This is a genomic window from Lichenibacterium dinghuense (genome assembly GCF_021730615.1).
In the GTDB taxonomy this organism is placed as follows: Bacteria; Pseudomonadota; Alphaproteobacteria; order Rhizobiales; family Beijerinckiaceae; genus Lichenihabitans; species Lichenihabitans dinghuensis.
Window position 1 is genome coordinate 1,398,793 of record NZ_JAJLMN010000001.1, and the last position, 15,638, is coordinate 1,414,430.

A 15,638-nucleotide genomic window follows, 5' to 3' on the forward strand; every position below is an offset into this window, starting at 1 on the left:
TCCGCGCCGCCGCGAAAGCGAGCCCGCGGTCAGCGTCGGATGTCTTCCCCGAGGTAGACGGCGCGCACCTCCGGGTCGCGCCGGACGGCCTCGGGCGGGCCTTCCGCGATCAGCCGGCCGCGGCTCAGCACCAGCACGCGGTCGGCGTGGGCGAAGACGACGTCCATGTCGTGCTCGGTGAACAGGAGGCCGATGCCGGCGCGCCGCGCCTCCGCGACGGTGGCCCGCATGGTCGCGCCGCGCTCGCCGGGCGCCATGCCGGCGGTGGGCTCGTCCATCAGCAGCAGCCTCGGCCGGCCCGCCAGCGCCATGGCGAGTTCGAGCCGCTTCACGTCGCCGTAGGCCAGCGCCGCGGCGGGGCGGTCCGCGGCGCCGACGAGGCCGGCGCGGTCGAGCAGCGCCTCGGCCTCGGCGCCCACGTCGGCACGGCCGAGGAGCCGCCCGACCCGCCCCGTGCGGATCAGGACGGCGGTGCCGACGTTCTCGCGCACCGTCATGGAGCCGAAGGTGGCGGCGACCTGGAAGGTGCGGCCGACACCGGCCCGCGCCACGCGGCGCGGCGGCCAGCCGGTGACGTCGCGGCCGGCGAGCCGCACCGTGCCGGCGTCCGGCCTCACCTGGCCGTTCAGCAGGCCGAACAGGGTGCTCTTGCCGGCGCCGTTGGGTCCGATCAGCGCCACGACCTCGCCGGCCCCGACCGTGAGGCCCACGCCGCGCACGGCCTCGACCCCGCCGAAGGACTTCGCGAGATTCGACGCGGCGAGGAGCGGCGTCACGCTTCCGCCCCGGCGGAGGGCCGCGCGAGGCGGGCCGTAAGGCCGCCGAGGCCGGCCGGGCAGAGCAGCACGAGCGCCACGATGGCGAGGCCGAGCGCGAGCTTGGAATGGTCGGTCACCGACACCAGCCACACCGACAGGGCCTCGTAGACCGCCGCGCCCGCGACGCCGCCCGACACGGTGCCGACGCCGCCGATCAGCACCATGGCGAGCCCGTCCACCGAGGTCGCGATGCCGAGCGCGTCTGGGAAGACGCTGCCCTTGAGGAAGGCGAAGAGGCCGCCCGCGAGGCCGGCCAATCCGCCGGCCAGCACGAAGGCGGCCCACTGCATCGGCGCGCGGGCGAGGCCGAGGGCCTCCGCGCGCGGGGCCGCGTCGCGCAGGGCGCGCAGCCCGAAGCCGAAGGGCGAGAAGACGAGGCCGCGGGTGAGGGCCACGGCCGCGACCGCGCCGGCGAGGCACAGGAGGTAGAAGGCGCCGGGTGAAGCGGCCCAGCCGTCCGGGCGCAGGCCGAGGAGGCCGTTGTCGCCGCCCGTGACGGCCGTCCAGGTAAAGGCGACCGACCAGGCGATCTGGGCGAAGGCCAGGGTGAGCATGGCGAGGTACACGCCCGACAGCCGCACGCAGAACCACCCGGCCAGGGCGGCGCCGGCCGCCGCGAGGGCCACGCCGCAGCCGAGCGCGGGCAGCATCGGCAGGCCGAGGTGCCTGGCGGCGAGGGCCGCCCCGTAGGCGCCGAGGCCGAAGGAGGCGGCGTGGCCGAAGCTCACCAGCCCGCCGGCCGACAGGAGGAACTGCAGGCTGGCCGCGAAGACCGCGAAGACCAGCACCTGCGCTCCGACCGTGAGCAGGTAGTCGCCGCCCCACAGCGGCAGGCAGGCCAGGACCGCGACGACGAGGGCCACGGCGGCGCGGGCGGGCGGGCCGAAGGGCGCCCAGGGGCGGAGGCCCGGCGCGACGGCGGCGCGGGCCGGCGGCTGGGGGCGGCCGAGCAGGCCGTGGGGCCGCAGCGTCAGCACGGCCGCCATCACGGCGAAGACCAGCACCAGCGACAGGCCGGGCAGGAGCAGGATCCCGAAGCTGTCGAGCTCCGCCACCAGCACCGAGGCCAGGAAGGCGCCGCCGACGCTGCCGAGGCCGCCGATCACCACCACCGCGAAGGCGTCGACGACGAGGCGGAGGTCGAGGCCGTGGTCGACGGCCTCGCGCGGGATCTGCACGGCGCCGGCGAAGCCCGCCATGAGGGCGCCGAGCGCGAAGACGGCGGTGAACAGCCAGCGCGCGTCGACGCCGAGCGCCGCCAGCGTGTCGCGGTCCTCGGTGGCGGCGCGCACCAGCACGCCGAAGCGCGTGCGGTGAAACAGCAGCCACAGGAGCCCGAGGGCGAGCGGCCCGAGGGCGACCAGCAGCAGGTCGTAGCTCGGCACGGGCTGCCCGAGGATCCGCACCGCGCCGCCGAGGCCGGGCGCGCGCGGCCCGAGCAGGTCGTCCGGCCCCCACAGGATCACGACGAGGTCCTCGAAGACGAGGGTCAGGCCGAAGGTCGCGAGGAGCTGGAACAGCTCGGGCGCGCGGTAGAGGCGGCGCAGCAGGACGACCTCGACGGCCGCGCCGACGGCGGCGGTGGCGAGCGAGGCCGCGACGATGGAGCCCCAGAAGCCGAGCGGCCCCTCGAAGCGCTCCGCCAGCGTGTAGGCCGCGTAGGCGCCCAGCATCGCGAAGGCGCCGTGGGCGAAGTTCACGACGCGGGTGACGCCGAAGACGATCGACAGGCCGGAGGCCACGAGGAACAGCGAGGACGCGCCGGCGAGGCCGGTGAGGAACTGCGCGAGGACGAAACCCAAACCCGACCCTCGCTCAGCGACGCTCTCGGCCGCAGCCTAGCCGAAGATCCCGACCACGGGGAGAGTTCGCCCTCATCCCCTCCGGGGAGAAGGGCGCCCGCGCCCGACCCGTCAGCCCTGCGCCGCCCCGTAGCCGCCGCCGCCCGGCGTCTCCAGCACCAGCACGTCGCCGGCCGCCAGCTCCGCGGCGTCGGAGCCGCCCATCGGCTGCACGGTCCCGTCCGCGCGCTCGACCCACTGCCGGCCCGGCGCGCCGTCGGCGCCCCCGTCGAGCCCGAAGGGCGCGACCGTGCGGCGCGAGGCCACCACCACGGCCGTCATGGGCTCGAGGAAGCGGATGCGGCGTCGCGCGCCGTCGCCGCCGCGGTGGCGCCCGGCGCCGCCCGAGCCGCGGCGGATGGAGAACTCCTCCAGCCGCACGGGGTAGCGCAGCTCCAGCACCTCGGGGTCGGTCATGCGGGTGTTGGTCATGTGGGTCTGCACGGCGGACTGGCCGTCGAAGGCCGGCCCCGCGCCGGTGCCGCCCGCCACCGTCTCGTAATATTGCCGCGTCGCGTCGCCGAACAGCAGGTTGTTCATCGTGGCTTGGCTGCACGCGAGGGCGCCGAGCGCGCCGAACAGCGCGTTGCAGGCGGCTTGGCTCACCTCCGTGTTGCCCGCCACGACGGCCGCGCCGGGCCCCGGCGACAGGAAGGTGCCGGGCGGCACGACGATGCGGAGCGGCTTCAGGCAGCCGTCGTTGAGCGGCACGTCCGTGCCGACGAGGCAGCGGAAGCAGTACAGCACCACGGCGCGCGTCACGGCCGCGGGCGCGTTGAAGTTGCCCGGCCGCTGCGGGCCTGTGCCGGTGAAGTCGACCACGGCCTCCCGCGCCGCGCGGTCCACCGTCACCCGCACGCGCAGCGGCGTGCCGTCGTCCATCGCGTAGTCGAAGGCGCCGCCGTCGAGCCGCGTCAGAAGGCGGCGGACGCTCTCCTCGGCGTTGTCCATCACGTGGCCCATGTAGGCCCGCACCACCTCCCAGCCGTAGCGGTCGACCACGCGCTGGAGCTCGGCCGCGCCGCCGCGGTTGGCCGCCACCTGGGCCTTGATGTCCGCCACGTTGACGTCGGGCGAGCGCGCCGGGAACTCGGCGCCCGCCAGCAGCGCCCGGAACGCGTCCTCGCGGAAGTGGCCGCCGTCGACGAGCAGGACATCGTCGAGCACGACGCCCTCCTCCGCGAGGCGCCGCGAGAAGGGCGGCGTCGAGCCCGGCGTCGAGCCGCCGACGTCGGCGTGGTGGCCGCGCGAGCCGACGAAGAAGCGGATGGTGCGCCCGTCCGGCCCGAAGACCGGCGTGATGACGGTGATGTCGGGTAGGTGGGTGCCGCCGTTGGACGGGTCGTTCAGCGCCACTGCGTCGCCGGGCTTCAGCGTCGCGCCGCGGCTGCGGATCACCGCCTTCACGCTCTCGCCCATGGCGCCGAGGTGCACCGGCACGTGGGGCGCGTTGGCGACGAGGTTGCCCTCCGCGTCGAAGATCGCGCAGGAGAAGTCGAGCCGCTCGCGGATGTTGACCGACAGCGAGGTGTTCTGCAGCACCAGCCCGGTCTGCTCGGCGACGTGCATGAACAGGTTGTTGAACAGCTCCAGCCGCATCGGGTCCGGCCTGGACGCGTCGGCGTCCCGCTCGCCGGCGCGGGCCAACGCCCGCCGCAGCACGACGTGGCCGAGCGCCGTCACCTCGGCGGCCCAGCCGGGCTCGACCACGACCGTGCCGATGGGCTCCCGGATCAGCGCCGGGCCGGCCACCCAGTCGCCGGCCAGCAGCGCCGGCCGGTCGTAGACGGGCGCGCCGTGCTCGCACCCGCCGCTCCACAGGGCGACGCGGTCGACCGGCTCGGGCGCCCCCTCGCCTCGCCGCGGCAGCTCGGCCTCGGCGGCGGGCTCGCCCGGCGCCACCGCCTCGACCGCCACCGCCTCGGCGACGAGAGGGCGCTCGGGCGTCGCGAAGCCGAAGGTCGCGCGGTGCGCCGCCGTGAAGGCGTCCCGCATGGCCTCGAGCCCGTCGAGCCGCACCGGCAGCGCCGTGGCGGTGCCGCCGTAGCGCAGGTGCACGGTCGCCTCGACCGCGACCGCGCCCCCGGCGACGCCCTGGGCCAGCAGGGCCGCGCGGGCCTCGGCCCCCAGCTCCCCGGCGGCGGCGCGCAACGCCGGCAGGGCCGCCGCGTCGAGCGGCAGCTCCACGGCGCGCTCGCGCAGGGCGGTCTGGTCGGCGAGGCCCATGCCGTAGGCCGACAGCACGCCCGCGAAGGGGTGGAGCAGCACCGTCTCGATGCCGAGCTCGTCCGCCACAAGGCAGGCGTGCTGCCCGCCGGCGCCGCCGAAGCACTGCAGCGCGAAGGCCGAGGCGTCGTGGCCGCGCCGCACCGACACCTGCTTGATCGCCTGCGCCATGTTGGCGACGGCGATGCGCAGGAAATCCTCGGCCACGTCGCGGGGGTCGCGCGCCGTGCCGGTCGCCGCCTCGATCTCGCCCGCCAGCGCGGCGAAGCCCGTCCGCACGGCGTCCCCGTCGAGCGGCTGGTCGCCCTCCGGCCCGAAGATGGCCGGGAAGTGCCGGGGCTGGATCTTGCCGACCAGCAGGTTGGCGTCGGTGACGGTGAGCGGGCCGCCGCGGCGGTAGGCGGCCGGGCCGGGGTTCGCGCCGGCGCTGTCCGGCCCGACGCGGAAGCGCAGCCCGTCGAAGTGCAGCAGCGAGCCGCCGCCCGCCGCCACCGTGTTGATCGCCATCATGGGCGCGCGCACCCGCACGCCCGCCACCTCGGTCTCGAAGCTCCGCTCGTAGGCGCCGGCGTAGAGCGCGACGTCGGTAGAGGTGCCGCCCATGTCGAAGCCGATGACGTCGGTGAAGCCCGCGAGCGCCGCCGTGCGGGCCGCGCCGACGATGCCGCCCGCGGGGCCGGACAGGATGGCGTCCTTGCCCGCGAAGGCGTGGGCCTCGGCGAGCCCGCCGTGCGACTGCATGAAGTAGAGCGGCGCGTCGCCGAGCTCGGAGGCCACCTGGTCGACGTAGCGGCGCAGCACCGGCGACAGGTAGGCGTCCACCACCGCCGTGTCGGCGCGCGGGATGAGGCGCAGCAGCGGGCTCGCCTCGTGGCTCGCCGACACCTGCGCGAAGCCGGCCGCGCGGGCGAGCGCGGCCAGCCGGCGCTCGTGCTCGGGATGCTTCCAGCTGTGCATCAGCGCGATCGCCACGGCGCCGATGCCCTCGGCCCTGGCCGCCTCCAGGGCCGCGCGGGCAGCCTCCTCGTCGAGCGGCTCGACCTCGCTGCCGTCGACGGCGACGCGCCCCGCCACCTCGACCACGCGCTCGTGCAGCAGCGTGGGCAGGGTGATCTCCAGGTCGAACAGCCGCGGGCGGGCCTGGTTGCCGATGCGCAGCGCGTCGGCGAAGCCGCGGTTGACGAGGAGCAGCGTGCGCTCGCCCTTGCGCTCCAGCAGCGCGTTGGTGGCCACCGTGGTGCCCATCTTCACGGCCGCGACGAGGCCGGGCGGGATCGGCGCATCGGGCGGCACGCCCAACACCGCCTTGATGCCCGCCACGGCCGCGTCGCGGTAGCGGCCGGGATCCTCGCTGAGCAGCTTGTGGGTGGTGAGGGCGCCGCCCGGCGCGCGGGCCACCACGTCCGTGAAGGTGCCGCCCCGGTCGATCCAGAACTGCCAGCCGGGCGCCGGAGGGGTGGGGTCGGTCATGGGTCGTGGCTCGTCGCGGGCGCGGTGCGCTGTCCCGGAGACCTAACGCCCTCGCCGGCGGCCGCCAACCGCCGGGGCGCATCGCCGGCCTTCACGAAGTCCACGAAGGCGCGCAGCGGCGGCGGCACGAGGCGGCGGCCGGGGTAATACAGGAACGGGCCGGGGAAGCTCGGCCACCACTCCTCCAGCACGGGTTCGAGCGCGCCGGAGGCGAGCTCGGGCGCGAGCCAGTCCTCGAACAGGCTGACGATCCCGCTCCCGGCCACCGCGGCCGCGACGGCGAGGTCGGAGCCGCCGCCGGCCTGCACCACCAGCGGGCCGCCGGGCTCGACCCGCACCGCCTCGCCGCGCCGCTCGAACTCCCAGGCGACGCGGGCGCCGCTCGGGAAGCGCGACAACAGGCAGGCGTGGGCCAGGAGGTCGCGCGGGTGTTCCGGCCGCCCGCGGCGGTCGAGGTAGGCCGGGGCCGCAGCGGTCGCGAAGCGCTGGACCCGCGGGCCGATCGGCACGGCGATGACGTCCTGCTCCAGGCGCTCGTCGTAGCGGATGCCGGCGTCGCAGCCCGCCGCCAGCACGTCCACGAAGCTCTCGTCCGTGGTCACCTCCAGCCGGATCTCGGGATAGGCGGCCAGGAAGGGCGGCACGATGCGGGGCAGCACCAGCCGCGACGCGCTGGCGGGCACGTTGAGCCGCAGCGTCCCCGCGGGCCGGCCGCGGAAGCCCTCCACGGCGGCGAGCGCGTCGTCGACCTCGCCGAGCGCCGGGCCGAGCCGCGCGAGCAGTCGATCCCCCGCCTCGGTGGGCGCGACGCTGCGGGTGGTGCGGTGGAGCAGGCGCAGGCCGAGCCGGTCCTCCAGCCGCCGCACCGCCTCGCTCAGGCTGGACGCGCTCATCCCCCCGGCCCGCGCGGCGTCGCGGAAGCCGCCGGCGCGCGCCACCGCCACGAAGGCTTCGAGGTCCGCCAAGCTCGCCCGCATCGTTCGCCATCCCGCACAGCCCGTGCGGATCGTCCCCGATTATCGCGCGCCGGGGCAAGGCATAGATCGAGGGGACGGAAACAGGAGAAGCCCCATGTCCCCCATCGAACAGTCCGGCACCTTCGCGCTCGGGACGCGGCGCGTCCATCGCCTCGGCTACGGCGCCATGCAGCTCGCCGGCCCCGGCGTCTACGGGCCGCCGAAGGACCCCGCCGCCGCCCTGGCGGTGCTGCGCGCGGCCGTGGAGGCCGGCGTGGACCACATCGACACCAGCGACTTCTACGGCCCGCACGTCACCAACGGGCTGATCCGGGACGCGCTGCACCCCTACCCGCAGGACCTCACCATCGTCACCAAGGTCGGCGCGGTGCGGGGCGCGGACAGGTCCTGGAATCCGGCCTTCTCGGCCGCCGAGCTGGCGGGCGCGGTGGAGGACAACCTGCGCAACCTCGGCCGCGAGGTGATGGACGTGGTGAACTTCCGCTGCATGTTCGACGCCCACGGCCCCGCCGAGGGCTCGGTCGAGGCGCCGCTGACCGCGCTGGCGGAGCTGCAGCGGCGGGGGCTGGTCCGCCACATCGGGCTCAGCAACGCCACGGCCGCGCAGGTGACCGAGGGGCGGCGCGTCTGCGAGATCGTCTGCGTGCAGAACAACTACAACCTCGCGCACCGCGCCGACGACGCGCTGATCGACGCGCTCGCCCGCGACGGCATCGCCTATGTGCCCTTCTTCCCGCTCGGCGGTTTCACCCCGCTCCAGTCCGGGGTGCTGTCCGGCGTGGCGGCGCGGCTCGGGCACACGCCGCTGCAGGTGGCGCTGGCCTGGCTGCTGCGCCGCTCGCCCAACGTGCTGCTGATCCCGGGCACGTCCTCGGTGGCGCATCTGCGCGAGAACGTCGCGGCCGGCGGGGTGGCGTTGCCCGACGACGCCGCGGCCGAGCTCGACGGCATCGCGGCCCGCGGGGCGGCTTGACCCAAAGGACCGGCGGCCGAGGACGAAGGATTCACCCTCCGGCGCGGGAGGCCGCCGCCTTTCGCCCGATGAAACAGATCCGTTCACCGGCTCCGCGCCATGGTGGCCCGCAGGGCGCGGGAGGGGCGGCATGCGGGTCGGGACGGAGCGGGGGAAGGCGGGAGGCCGCGGGACGGTGCGGCTGTCCGAGGTCCTGGGCGCGCTGAGCCACGCGCTCGACCTCACCGAGGGGCAGCCGCCCGGCCACTGCGTGCGGGCGACCTGGATCGGCCTCCGCGTCGGCCGCGCGCTCGGCCTCCCCGAGCCGGCGCTGTGGGAGCTCTACTACACGGTGATGATGAAGGACCTCGGCTGCTCGTCCAACGCGGCCCGGATCTGCGAGCTGTACCTGTCCGACGACATCGGCTTCAAGCGCGACTTCAAGGCGATCAACGACAGCCTGCCGGCCGTGCTCGGCTTCGTCTTCTCCCACACGGGGCTCAAGGCGGGCCTCGGGGACCGCCTGCGGGCGATCCTCAACATCCTGCAGAACGGCGGACAGATCGCCGACGGGCTCATCGAGACGCGGTGCGGGCGCGGCGCCGCCATCGCGGAGAGCCTGCGCCTGCCGCGCGCCGTGTGCGACGGCATCCGCTCGCTCGACGAGCACTGGAACGGCGGCGGGCGGCCCGACCACCTCGCCGGCGACGCCATCCCGCTCCACGCCCGCGTGGCGCTGCTGGCGCAGGTGGCCGACGTGTTCCACCGCGCGGCGGGGCGCGCGGCGGCGCTGGCCGAGGTGCGCAAGCGCTCGGGCTCCTGGCTCGACCCCGCGGCCGTCGCGGCCTTCGAGCGCGCCGCCGCGGAGCCGGACTTCTGGGCGACGCTGGAGGCCGAGGGCATCGACGAGGCGGTCTTCGCCCTGGAGCCGGCCGGCCCCGCGGCGACGATCGACGAGGACTACCTCGACGACATCGCCCGCGCCTTCGCGCATGTCATCGATTCCAAGAGCCCGTTCACCTCGGGCCATTCGGAGCGGGTCGCCGTCTACGCCGACCTCGTGGCGGCCGAGCTCGGCTACGACGCGGCGCGGCGGCGCTGGCTGCGCCGCGCGGCCCTCCTGCACGACATCGGCAAGCTCGGCGTCAGCAACGCCATCCTGGACAAGCCGGGCAAGCTCGACGACCGGGAATGGGCGGAGATGCGCGACCACGCCGCCCTGTCCGAGCGCATCCTGGAGCGGGTGACGCCGTTCCGCGAGATGGCGCGGATCGGGGGCGCCCACCACGAGCGTCTCGACGGGCGGGGCTACCCGCGCGGCCTCGCCGGCGACGCGATCGAACCCGAGACCCGCATCGTGTCGGTGGCCGACGTCTTCGACGCGCTGACGGCCGACCGCCCCTACCGCGCCGCCCTGCCCGTGCCGAAGGCGCTCGACATCATGCGGGCCGACCTCGGCGCGGCCTTCGACCCCGTCTGCTTCGCCGCCCTGGAGCGGGCGCTCGACCGGATGTCGCTCGAGCTGAGCCGCGCGGCGTGATGCCGCCACCGATCGACACTCGCCGGACGTGACCGCGGGCCTTCGCGGGGCGGCCCTTCCGTCTGTGCCCCGGGTCAGGCCCGGGACGGCGCCCGTCAGGCGTCGGCCAGCGCCGGCACCCGCACCACCGGCGGCCGGCGCCAGCGCGCCGGCCCGGTGCGGTGCACCGCGTCGCCGGTGCTGTCCACCGCCACCGTCACCGGCATGTCCTCGACCACGAACTCGTGGATGGCCTCCATGCCGAGGTCGGCGAAGGCCAGCACGCGCGCCGAGCGGATCGCCTTGGACACGAGATAGGCCGCCCCGCCCACGGCGATGAGGTAGGCGGCGCCGTGCCGGGCGATGGAGTTCACCGTGTCGGGCCCGCGCTCGGCCTTGCCGATCATCACGAGCAGCCCCGTCCGGTCGAGGAGCTGGTCCGTGAAGCCGTCCATGCGGGTCGAGGTGGTGGGGCCGGCGGGGCCGACCGCCTCGTCGCGCACGGCGTCGACCGGGCCGACGTAGTAGATGGCGCGGTCCCGAAGGTCGACCGGCAGCGGCTCGCCGCGGCTCATCAGGTCCGCCATGCGCTTGTGGGCGGCGTCGCGCCCCGTCAGCATGCGGCCGTTGAGCAGCAGCGTTTCCCCGGCCCGCCAGGTCGCCACCTCCTCGCGCGTCAGGCGGTCGAGGTCGACGCGGCGCGGCGCGGCGGCGGCCGGGTCGGCGTCGAGCACCGGCCACAGCGACGGGTCGGGCGGGGCGAACTCGGCCGGGCCGGAGCCGTCGAGCGTGAAGGTGATGTAGCGGTCGGCCGCGCATTGCGGGATCAGCCCCACGGGCTTCGAGGCCGCGTGGCACGGGAAGGTCCGCACCTTCACGTCCACCACCGTGGTCAGGCCGCCGAGCCCCTGGGCGCCGATGCCGAGGGCGTTGACGCGGTCGTAGATCTCCAGCCGCAGCTCTTCCGCGGGGTTGGAGGGCCCGCGGCGGATGAGGTCCGGCATGTCGATCTTCTCGAGCAGGACCTCCTTGGCCATGACCATGCTCTTCTCGACCGAGCCGCCGACGCCGATGCCGAGCAGGCCCGGCGGGCACCAGCCGGCGCCGAGCGTCTCCACCGTGCTGACGACCCAGTCCGCCACCGAGGCGGCCGGCGCGAGGTTGGTGTAGCGCGCCTTGTTCTCCGAGCCGCCGCCCTTGGCCGCGACCGTGACGGAGACGGTGTCGCCCGCCACCATCTCGACGTGGACCACGGCCGGCGTGTTGTCGCCGGTGTTGCGCCGCCCGCCCAGCGGGTCGCGCACGATGGAGGCGCGCAGCGGGTTGTCGGGATGGGTGTAGGCCCGGCGCACGCCCTCGTCGACGAGCTCCTGCAGCGGCCGCCCGCCCGCGAAGCGCGCGCCCATGCCGACCTTGACGAAGGCGTTGACGGTGCCGGTGTCCTGGCAGATCGGCCGCCGCCCGAAGGCCGACATGCGCGAGTTGGCGAGGATCTGGCCGATGGCGTCGCGGGCGGCCGGGCTTTCCTCGCGCGCGTAGACCTCCGCCAGCGCCTTCACGAAGGTCGGCGGGTGATACACGGCGATGTACTGGAGCGCGTCGGCCACGCTGGCGATGAAGTCCTCCTCGCGGATCGGCCCGCGCGCTTCACCGGTCGCCATGTGCTGTCCTCCGTCGCCCTGGATGCCCTTCGGTGGGACTCTAGATGGGCCGGGGCTGCGATCAATGCCACATAGCGTCCGGCTATGAGGGCGGGACGCAAACGCTATGCGGCGGGGGTGCCGCGGCGGCGCGATAGTGGGACGCAACGGCCAGGATCGGAGGAAGCGTCATGGCGGGTGATCTCGACGGGCTCGTCGTCGTCTCGATCGAGCAGGCGGTGGCGGCCCCCTACCTCACGAGCCGCCTCGCCGACGCGGGCGCCCGCGTCATCAAGGTCGAGCGGCCTGAGGGTGACTTTGCCCGCGGCTACGACCACCTCGTCCACGGCGAGAGCGCCTATTTCGTGTGGCTGAACCGCGGCAAGGAGTCGATCTGCCTCGACCTCCGCCAGAAGGACGACTGCGCGCTCCTGGAGCGCATGGTGGCGGGCGCCGACGTGTTCGTGCAGAACCTCGCGCCCGGCGCGGTCGACCGCCTCGGCTTCGCGCCCGAGCGGCTCCGCGCCGACTATCCCCGCCTCGTCACCGTGTCGATCTCGGGCTACGGCGACGAGGGTCCGTTCCGCGACCTCAAGGCCTACGACCTCCTGGTCCAGGCCGAGACGGGCCTCAGCTCCATCACCGGCACCGAGACCGAGATGGCGCGCGTCGGCGTGTCGGTCTGCGACATCGCGGCCGGCATGACGGCCTTCCAGGCGGTGCTGCAGGCACTGATCGGGCGCGGGATCACGGGGCGCGGGCGCCACGTCGCGGTGTCGCTCTACCACGCGCTCGCAGACTGGATGAACGTGCCGTACATGCAGTACGTCTACGGCGGCAAGGTGCCGCCGCGCTCCGGCCTCAACCACCCCACCATCGCGCCCTACGGCGCCTACGCGTGCCGCGACGGCAGGGCCGTGCTGTTCTCGATCCAGAACGAGCGCGAATGGGTCAACTTCTGCCGCGACGTGCTGGAGCTGCCCGAGGTCGCCACCGACGAGCGCTTCTCGCTCAACGTGCGCCGCGTCGCCAACCGCCCCGCGCTCGACGCCGTGGTGGAAGGCGTGTTCCTCCGGCACGACCGCGACGCCATGGTGGAGCGGCTGGAGCGGGCCCGCATCGCCTATGGCCGCGTGTCCACCATGGAGGACCTCGCCAAGCACCCGCAGAACCGCTTCGTCACGGTGGACACCCCGACCGGCCCGGCGAGATACCTCGCGCCGGGCGCGCTCCACGACGGCGCCCTGCCGGACTACCGCCCCGTGCCGGCGCTGGGCCAGCATTCGGACGCGCTGCGGGCCGAGTTCGCCGGAGGCGCGCGCGCCGCGGCCGAGTGAGGGGAGGCGGCCGCCCCTCCACCGGCGACGTCCCGCCGCCGACCGCCCAGGCAGCCCCGCTGGCATCCCCGTCCCCGCCTGCTATCCTGGGCCGCCGGGCGCTCGGGGGTCCGGGTCGGGGAGGCGTGGTTGGACCTGCGGCAGCTTCGCTACTTCGTCGCGATCGTCCAGTGCGGCTCGATCTCGCGCGCGTCGCTGCAGCTCAACATCGCCCAGCCGGCGCTCAGCCTGCACATCCGCAACATGGAGGCCGACCTCGGCCTGCCGCTGCTGTTCCGCACGCCGCAGGGCGTGCAGCCGACCGAGGCCGGCCTGATCCTGCTGCGCAACGCGCGGCTCATCATCGAGCAGTTCGAGGTGGCGCAGCGCGAGATCCGCGGCAGCGCCGCCGAGCCCTCGGGCGAGGTGCGGCTCGGCCTGCCGTCCTCCATCAGCCCGCTGCTCGGCGTGCCGCTGGTGCTGGCCGCGCGGGCGCGCTTCCCCAAGGTCACCCTGCGCATCGCGGAGGCCATGAGCGGCTACGTGCTCGACTGGCTGCGCCAGGGCCGCGTCGATCTGGGGCTGCTCTATGGCCTGCCGGAGGACCGCGAGCTGCGGGCGACGGGCCTGCTCGTCGAGACGCTGGTGGTCTACGGCGCCCCCGAGCCCCCGGACGGCCGCAGCCACCCGGAAGGCGACGCCCTGAGCTTCGCCGACCTCGCCGCGCTGCCGCTGATCCTGCCGAGCCCCGGCCACGGGCTGCGCGACCTGCTCGACGCCGCCGCGACGGCGCGCGGCATCCGCCTCGCGACCGCGATCGACATCGACGCCTACGGGGCCATCAAGCAGCTCGTCGAGCGGCGCCTCGGCTACTCGATCCTGCCCGGCCATGCCGGCCGCCGCGAGGTCGAGGACGGCCGGTTGCGCGCCTGGGCGGTCGACCCGCCGCTGACCCGCATGGTGTCGCTGGTCCAGCCCACCGACCGGCCGCCGACCCAGGCCGTGAAGGCCGTCGAGGGCCTGTGCCGCGCGACCCTGCGCGACCTCGTCCGCTCGGGCGAGTGGCACATGGCGCGGATGCGGACGAGCGAGTGAGCGGGACGCGATCACGACCTGATCCACTCCACCTTCCTCGTCCTGAGCCGGCCCGCAGGGCCGTGTCGAAGGATGAAGGACGTGGTGGCCGTCTTCGATCGGTCCCCATCGCGGCCCCTTATGACGGGGAGACCGGAAACGTCTTGGCGGCGGCGGGCCCCGCACCACATCTCAGGTGAAACGGGTCGCAAGGGAGGACACCGACGTGAACGTGCATTCGCCGTCCATCATCGCCGCGCAGGGCGTGTTCATCGGCAACCGTTGGTCGCCGGCCGCCTCGGGCCAGACCATCCAGACCATGGCGCCCGCCGAGGGCGTGCCCTTCGCCGAGATCGCCGCTGGCGACAAGCCGGACGTGGACCGCGCCGTGAAGGCCGCCCAGGGCGCGCTCGCGGGCGCCTGGGGCCGCATGTCCGCCACCGAGCGCGGCCGCCTGCTCACCAAGCTCGGCTACGCCGTGCAGGACCACGCCGAGGAACTGGCCAAGCTCGAAGCCCGCGACACCGGCAAGCCGATGAAGCAGGCGCGCAACGACATGATCGCGCTGGCCCGCTACTTCGAATATTACGGCGGCGGCGCCGACAAGGTGCACGGCGACACCATCCCGTTCCTGCCCGGCTACTTCGTTACGACCGAGCGCGTGGCGCACGGCGTCGTCGGCCACATCATCCCGTGGAACTACCCGGCGCAGATGTTCGGCCGCACCGTGGCGCCCGCCCTCGCCATGGGCAACGCGTCCGTGGTGAAGCCCGCCGAGGACGCCTGCCTGACGCCGCTGCGTATCGCGGAGCTCGCCGCCGAGGTCGGCTTCCCCGAGGGCGCCATCAACATCGTGCCCGGCCTCGGCGAGGCCGCCGGCGCGGCGCTGTCGTCGCATCCCGAGATCGACTTCATCTCCTTCACGGGCTCGCCCGAGGTCGGCACGCTGATCCAGTCGGCCGCGGCCCGCAACCACATCGGCTGCGTGATGGAGCTCGGCGGCAAGTCGCCGCACGTGCTGTTCGAGGACGCGGACCTCGACGCCGCGATCCCGGTCATCGCCAACACCATGGTGCAGAACGCCGGCCAGACCTGCTCGGCGGGCTCGCGCCTCCTCGTCGCCAAGGGCGTCTACGACGAGGCCACGAGCCGCCTCGCCGAGAAGTTCGCGTCCCTGCGCGCCGGCACGCCGGAGATGGACCTCGACCTCGGCCCAGTCATCAACGCCACGCAGAAGAAGCGCATCCAGAAGTTCTTCGACCGCGCCGAGGAGGAGGGCGTGCCGGTGCTGTCGCGCGGGCAGGTGGCCGAGGGTGTGCCGGAGGGCGCCTTCTTCGTCGAGCCCCGCGTCTACGGCGACGTGCCGCGCGGCAACGACCTCGCCGCCAAGGAGATCTTCGGGCCGGTGCTCTCCGTGCAGCGCTTCGACGACGAGGCGGACGCCGTGAAGCTCGCCAACGACACGGAATACGGCCTGATGGCCGCGGTCTGGTCGCTCGACGGCAACCGGGCGCTGCGCGTGTCGCGCGGTATCCGCGCCGGGCAGGTCTACATCAACAGCTTCGGCGCCGGCGGCGGCATCGAGCTGCCCTTCGGCGGCATGAAGAAGTCCGGCCACGGCCGCGAGAAGGGCTTCGCGGCGCTGCACGACATGTCGACGCTGCGCACGACGATCTTCAAGCACGGTTGACCGGAGCACCGGCCCCGGGTTTCCCGATCGATATTTGGGGGGAGCCTTCGGGCTCCCTTCTTTTTTGAACATCGATCTCGAGCAGATCGCGGCGCCCGGTGAGGCGCCAAAACAC

General features: G+C 74.6%; 10 protein-coding genes. 5 read left to right on the forward strand and 5 right to left on the reverse strand.

From position 1 onward, the window contains the following. Positions 1 to 29: 29 nt before the first annotated feature. The 4 genes from L7N97_RS06695 to L7N97_RS06710 all read right to left on the reverse strand — a co-directional run bounded on the left by L7N97_RS06695 (position 30) and on the right by L7N97_RS06710 (position 7,332). Entirely contained in the window at positions 30 to 776 is a 747-nt protein-coding gene (locus tag L7N97_RS06695) for an ABC transporter ATP-binding protein (RefSeq protein ID WP_237477552.1), read from the reverse strand. Continuing rightward, entirely contained in the window at positions 773 to 2,620 is a 1,848-nt protein-coding gene (locus L7N97_RS06700; protein WP_237477553.1) for an ABC transporter permease, read from the reverse strand. The genes L7N97_RS06695 and L7N97_RS06700 overlap by 4 nt, the downstream gene beginning before the upstream one ends. Before the next feature lie 111 nt (positions 2,621 to 2,731). Continuing rightward, a complete protein-coding gene (locus L7N97_RS06705) occupies positions 2,732 to 6,355 on the reverse strand; it encodes a hydantoinase B/oxoprolinase family protein (RefSeq protein WP_237477554.1) in 3,624 nt (1,207 codons plus the stop codon). Then, positions 6,352 to 7,332, reverse strand: a complete 981-nt coding sequence (locus L7N97_RS06710; RefSeq protein WP_237477555.1) for a LysR family transcriptional regulator — start codon at positions 7,330 to 7,332, stop codon at positions 6,352 to 6,354. The genes L7N97_RS06705 and L7N97_RS06710 overlap by 4 nt, the downstream gene beginning before the upstream one ends. Before the next feature lie 94 nt (positions 7,333 to 7,426). Between L7N97_RS06710 and L7N97_RS06715 the strand changes: the two genes are divergently transcribed. Then, complete coding sequence (locus L7N97_RS06715; RefSeq protein ID WP_237477556.1) at positions 7,427 to 8,305, forward strand: aldo/keto reductase family oxidoreductase; 879 nt, start codon at positions 7,427 to 7,429, stop codon at positions 8,303 to 8,305. Between the two features lie 130 nt (positions 8,306 to 8,435). Continuing rightward, complete coding sequence (locus tag L7N97_RS06720; RefSeq protein ID WP_237477557.1) at positions 8,436 to 9,824, forward strand: HD-GYP domain-containing protein; 1,389 nt, start codon at positions 8,436 to 8,438, stop codon at positions 9,822 to 9,824. Between the two features lie 95 nt (positions 9,825 to 9,919). On the opposite strand, the gene L7N97_RS06725 is transcribed toward L7N97_RS06720, so the two are convergent. Beyond that, positions 9,920 to 11,464, reverse strand: coding sequence for a fumarate hydratase (locus L7N97_RS06725; protein ID WP_237477558.1), 1,545 nt, complete (start codon positions 11,462 to 11,464; stop codon positions 9,920 to 9,922). A 170-nt stretch (positions 11,465 to 11,634) separates the two neighbouring features. Between L7N97_RS06725 and L7N97_RS06730 the strand changes: the two genes are divergently transcribed. From L7N97_RS06730 to L7N97_RS06740, 3 genes are all read left to right on the forward strand, one after another. Then, the gene (locus L7N97_RS06730) at positions 11,635 to 12,780 is read left to right on the forward strand and encodes a CaiB/BaiF CoA transferase family protein (protein WP_237477559.1); all 1,146 of its coding nucleotides are present in this window, start codon (positions 11,635 to 11,637) and stop codon (positions 12,778 to 12,780) included. Between the two features lie 129 nt (positions 12,781 to 12,909). Continuing rightward, on the forward strand, positions 12,910 to 13,854 hold the full coding sequence (locus L7N97_RS06735) for a LysR family transcriptional regulator (protein ID WP_237477560.1): 945 nt from the start codon (positions 12,910 to 12,912) through the stop codon (positions 13,852 to 13,854). Between the two features lie 205 nt (positions 13,855 to 14,059). Beyond that, the gene (locus L7N97_RS06740) at positions 14,060 to 15,523 is read left to right on the forward strand and encodes an aldehyde dehydrogenase family protein (protein ID WP_237477561.1); all 1,464 of its coding nucleotides are present in this window, start codon (positions 14,060 to 14,062) and stop codon (positions 15,521 to 15,523) included. Positions 15,524 to 15,638 lie beyond the last annotated feature (115 nt).

Bases quoted from the DNA above. Each gene is read 5' to 3' on its own strand.
- L7N97_RS06705 (WP_237477554.1), bottom strand. From the start codon at position 6,355: ATGACCGACCCCACCCCTCCGGCGCCCGGCTGGCAGTTCTGGATCGAC.
- L7N97_RS06710 (WP_237477555.1), bottom strand. From the start codon at position 7,332: ATGCGGGCGAGCTTGGCGGACCTCGAAGCCTTCGTGGCGGTGGCGCGC.
- L7N97_RS06715 (WP_237477556.1), top strand. From the start codon at position 7,427: ATGTCCCCCATCGAACAGTCCGGCACCTTCGCGCTCGGGACGCGGCGC.
- L7N97_RS06720 (WP_237477557.1), top strand. From the start codon at position 8,436: ATGCGGGTCGGGACGGAGCGGGGGAAGGCGGGAGGCCGCGGGACGGTG.
- L7N97_RS06725 (WP_237477558.1), bottom strand. From the start codon at position 11,464: ATGGCGACCGGTGAAGCGCGCGGGCCGATCCGCGAGGAGGACTTCATC.
- L7N97_RS06730 (WP_237477559.1), top strand. From the start codon at position 11,635: ATGGCGGGTGATCTCGACGGGCTCGTCGTCGTCTCGATCGAGCAGGCG.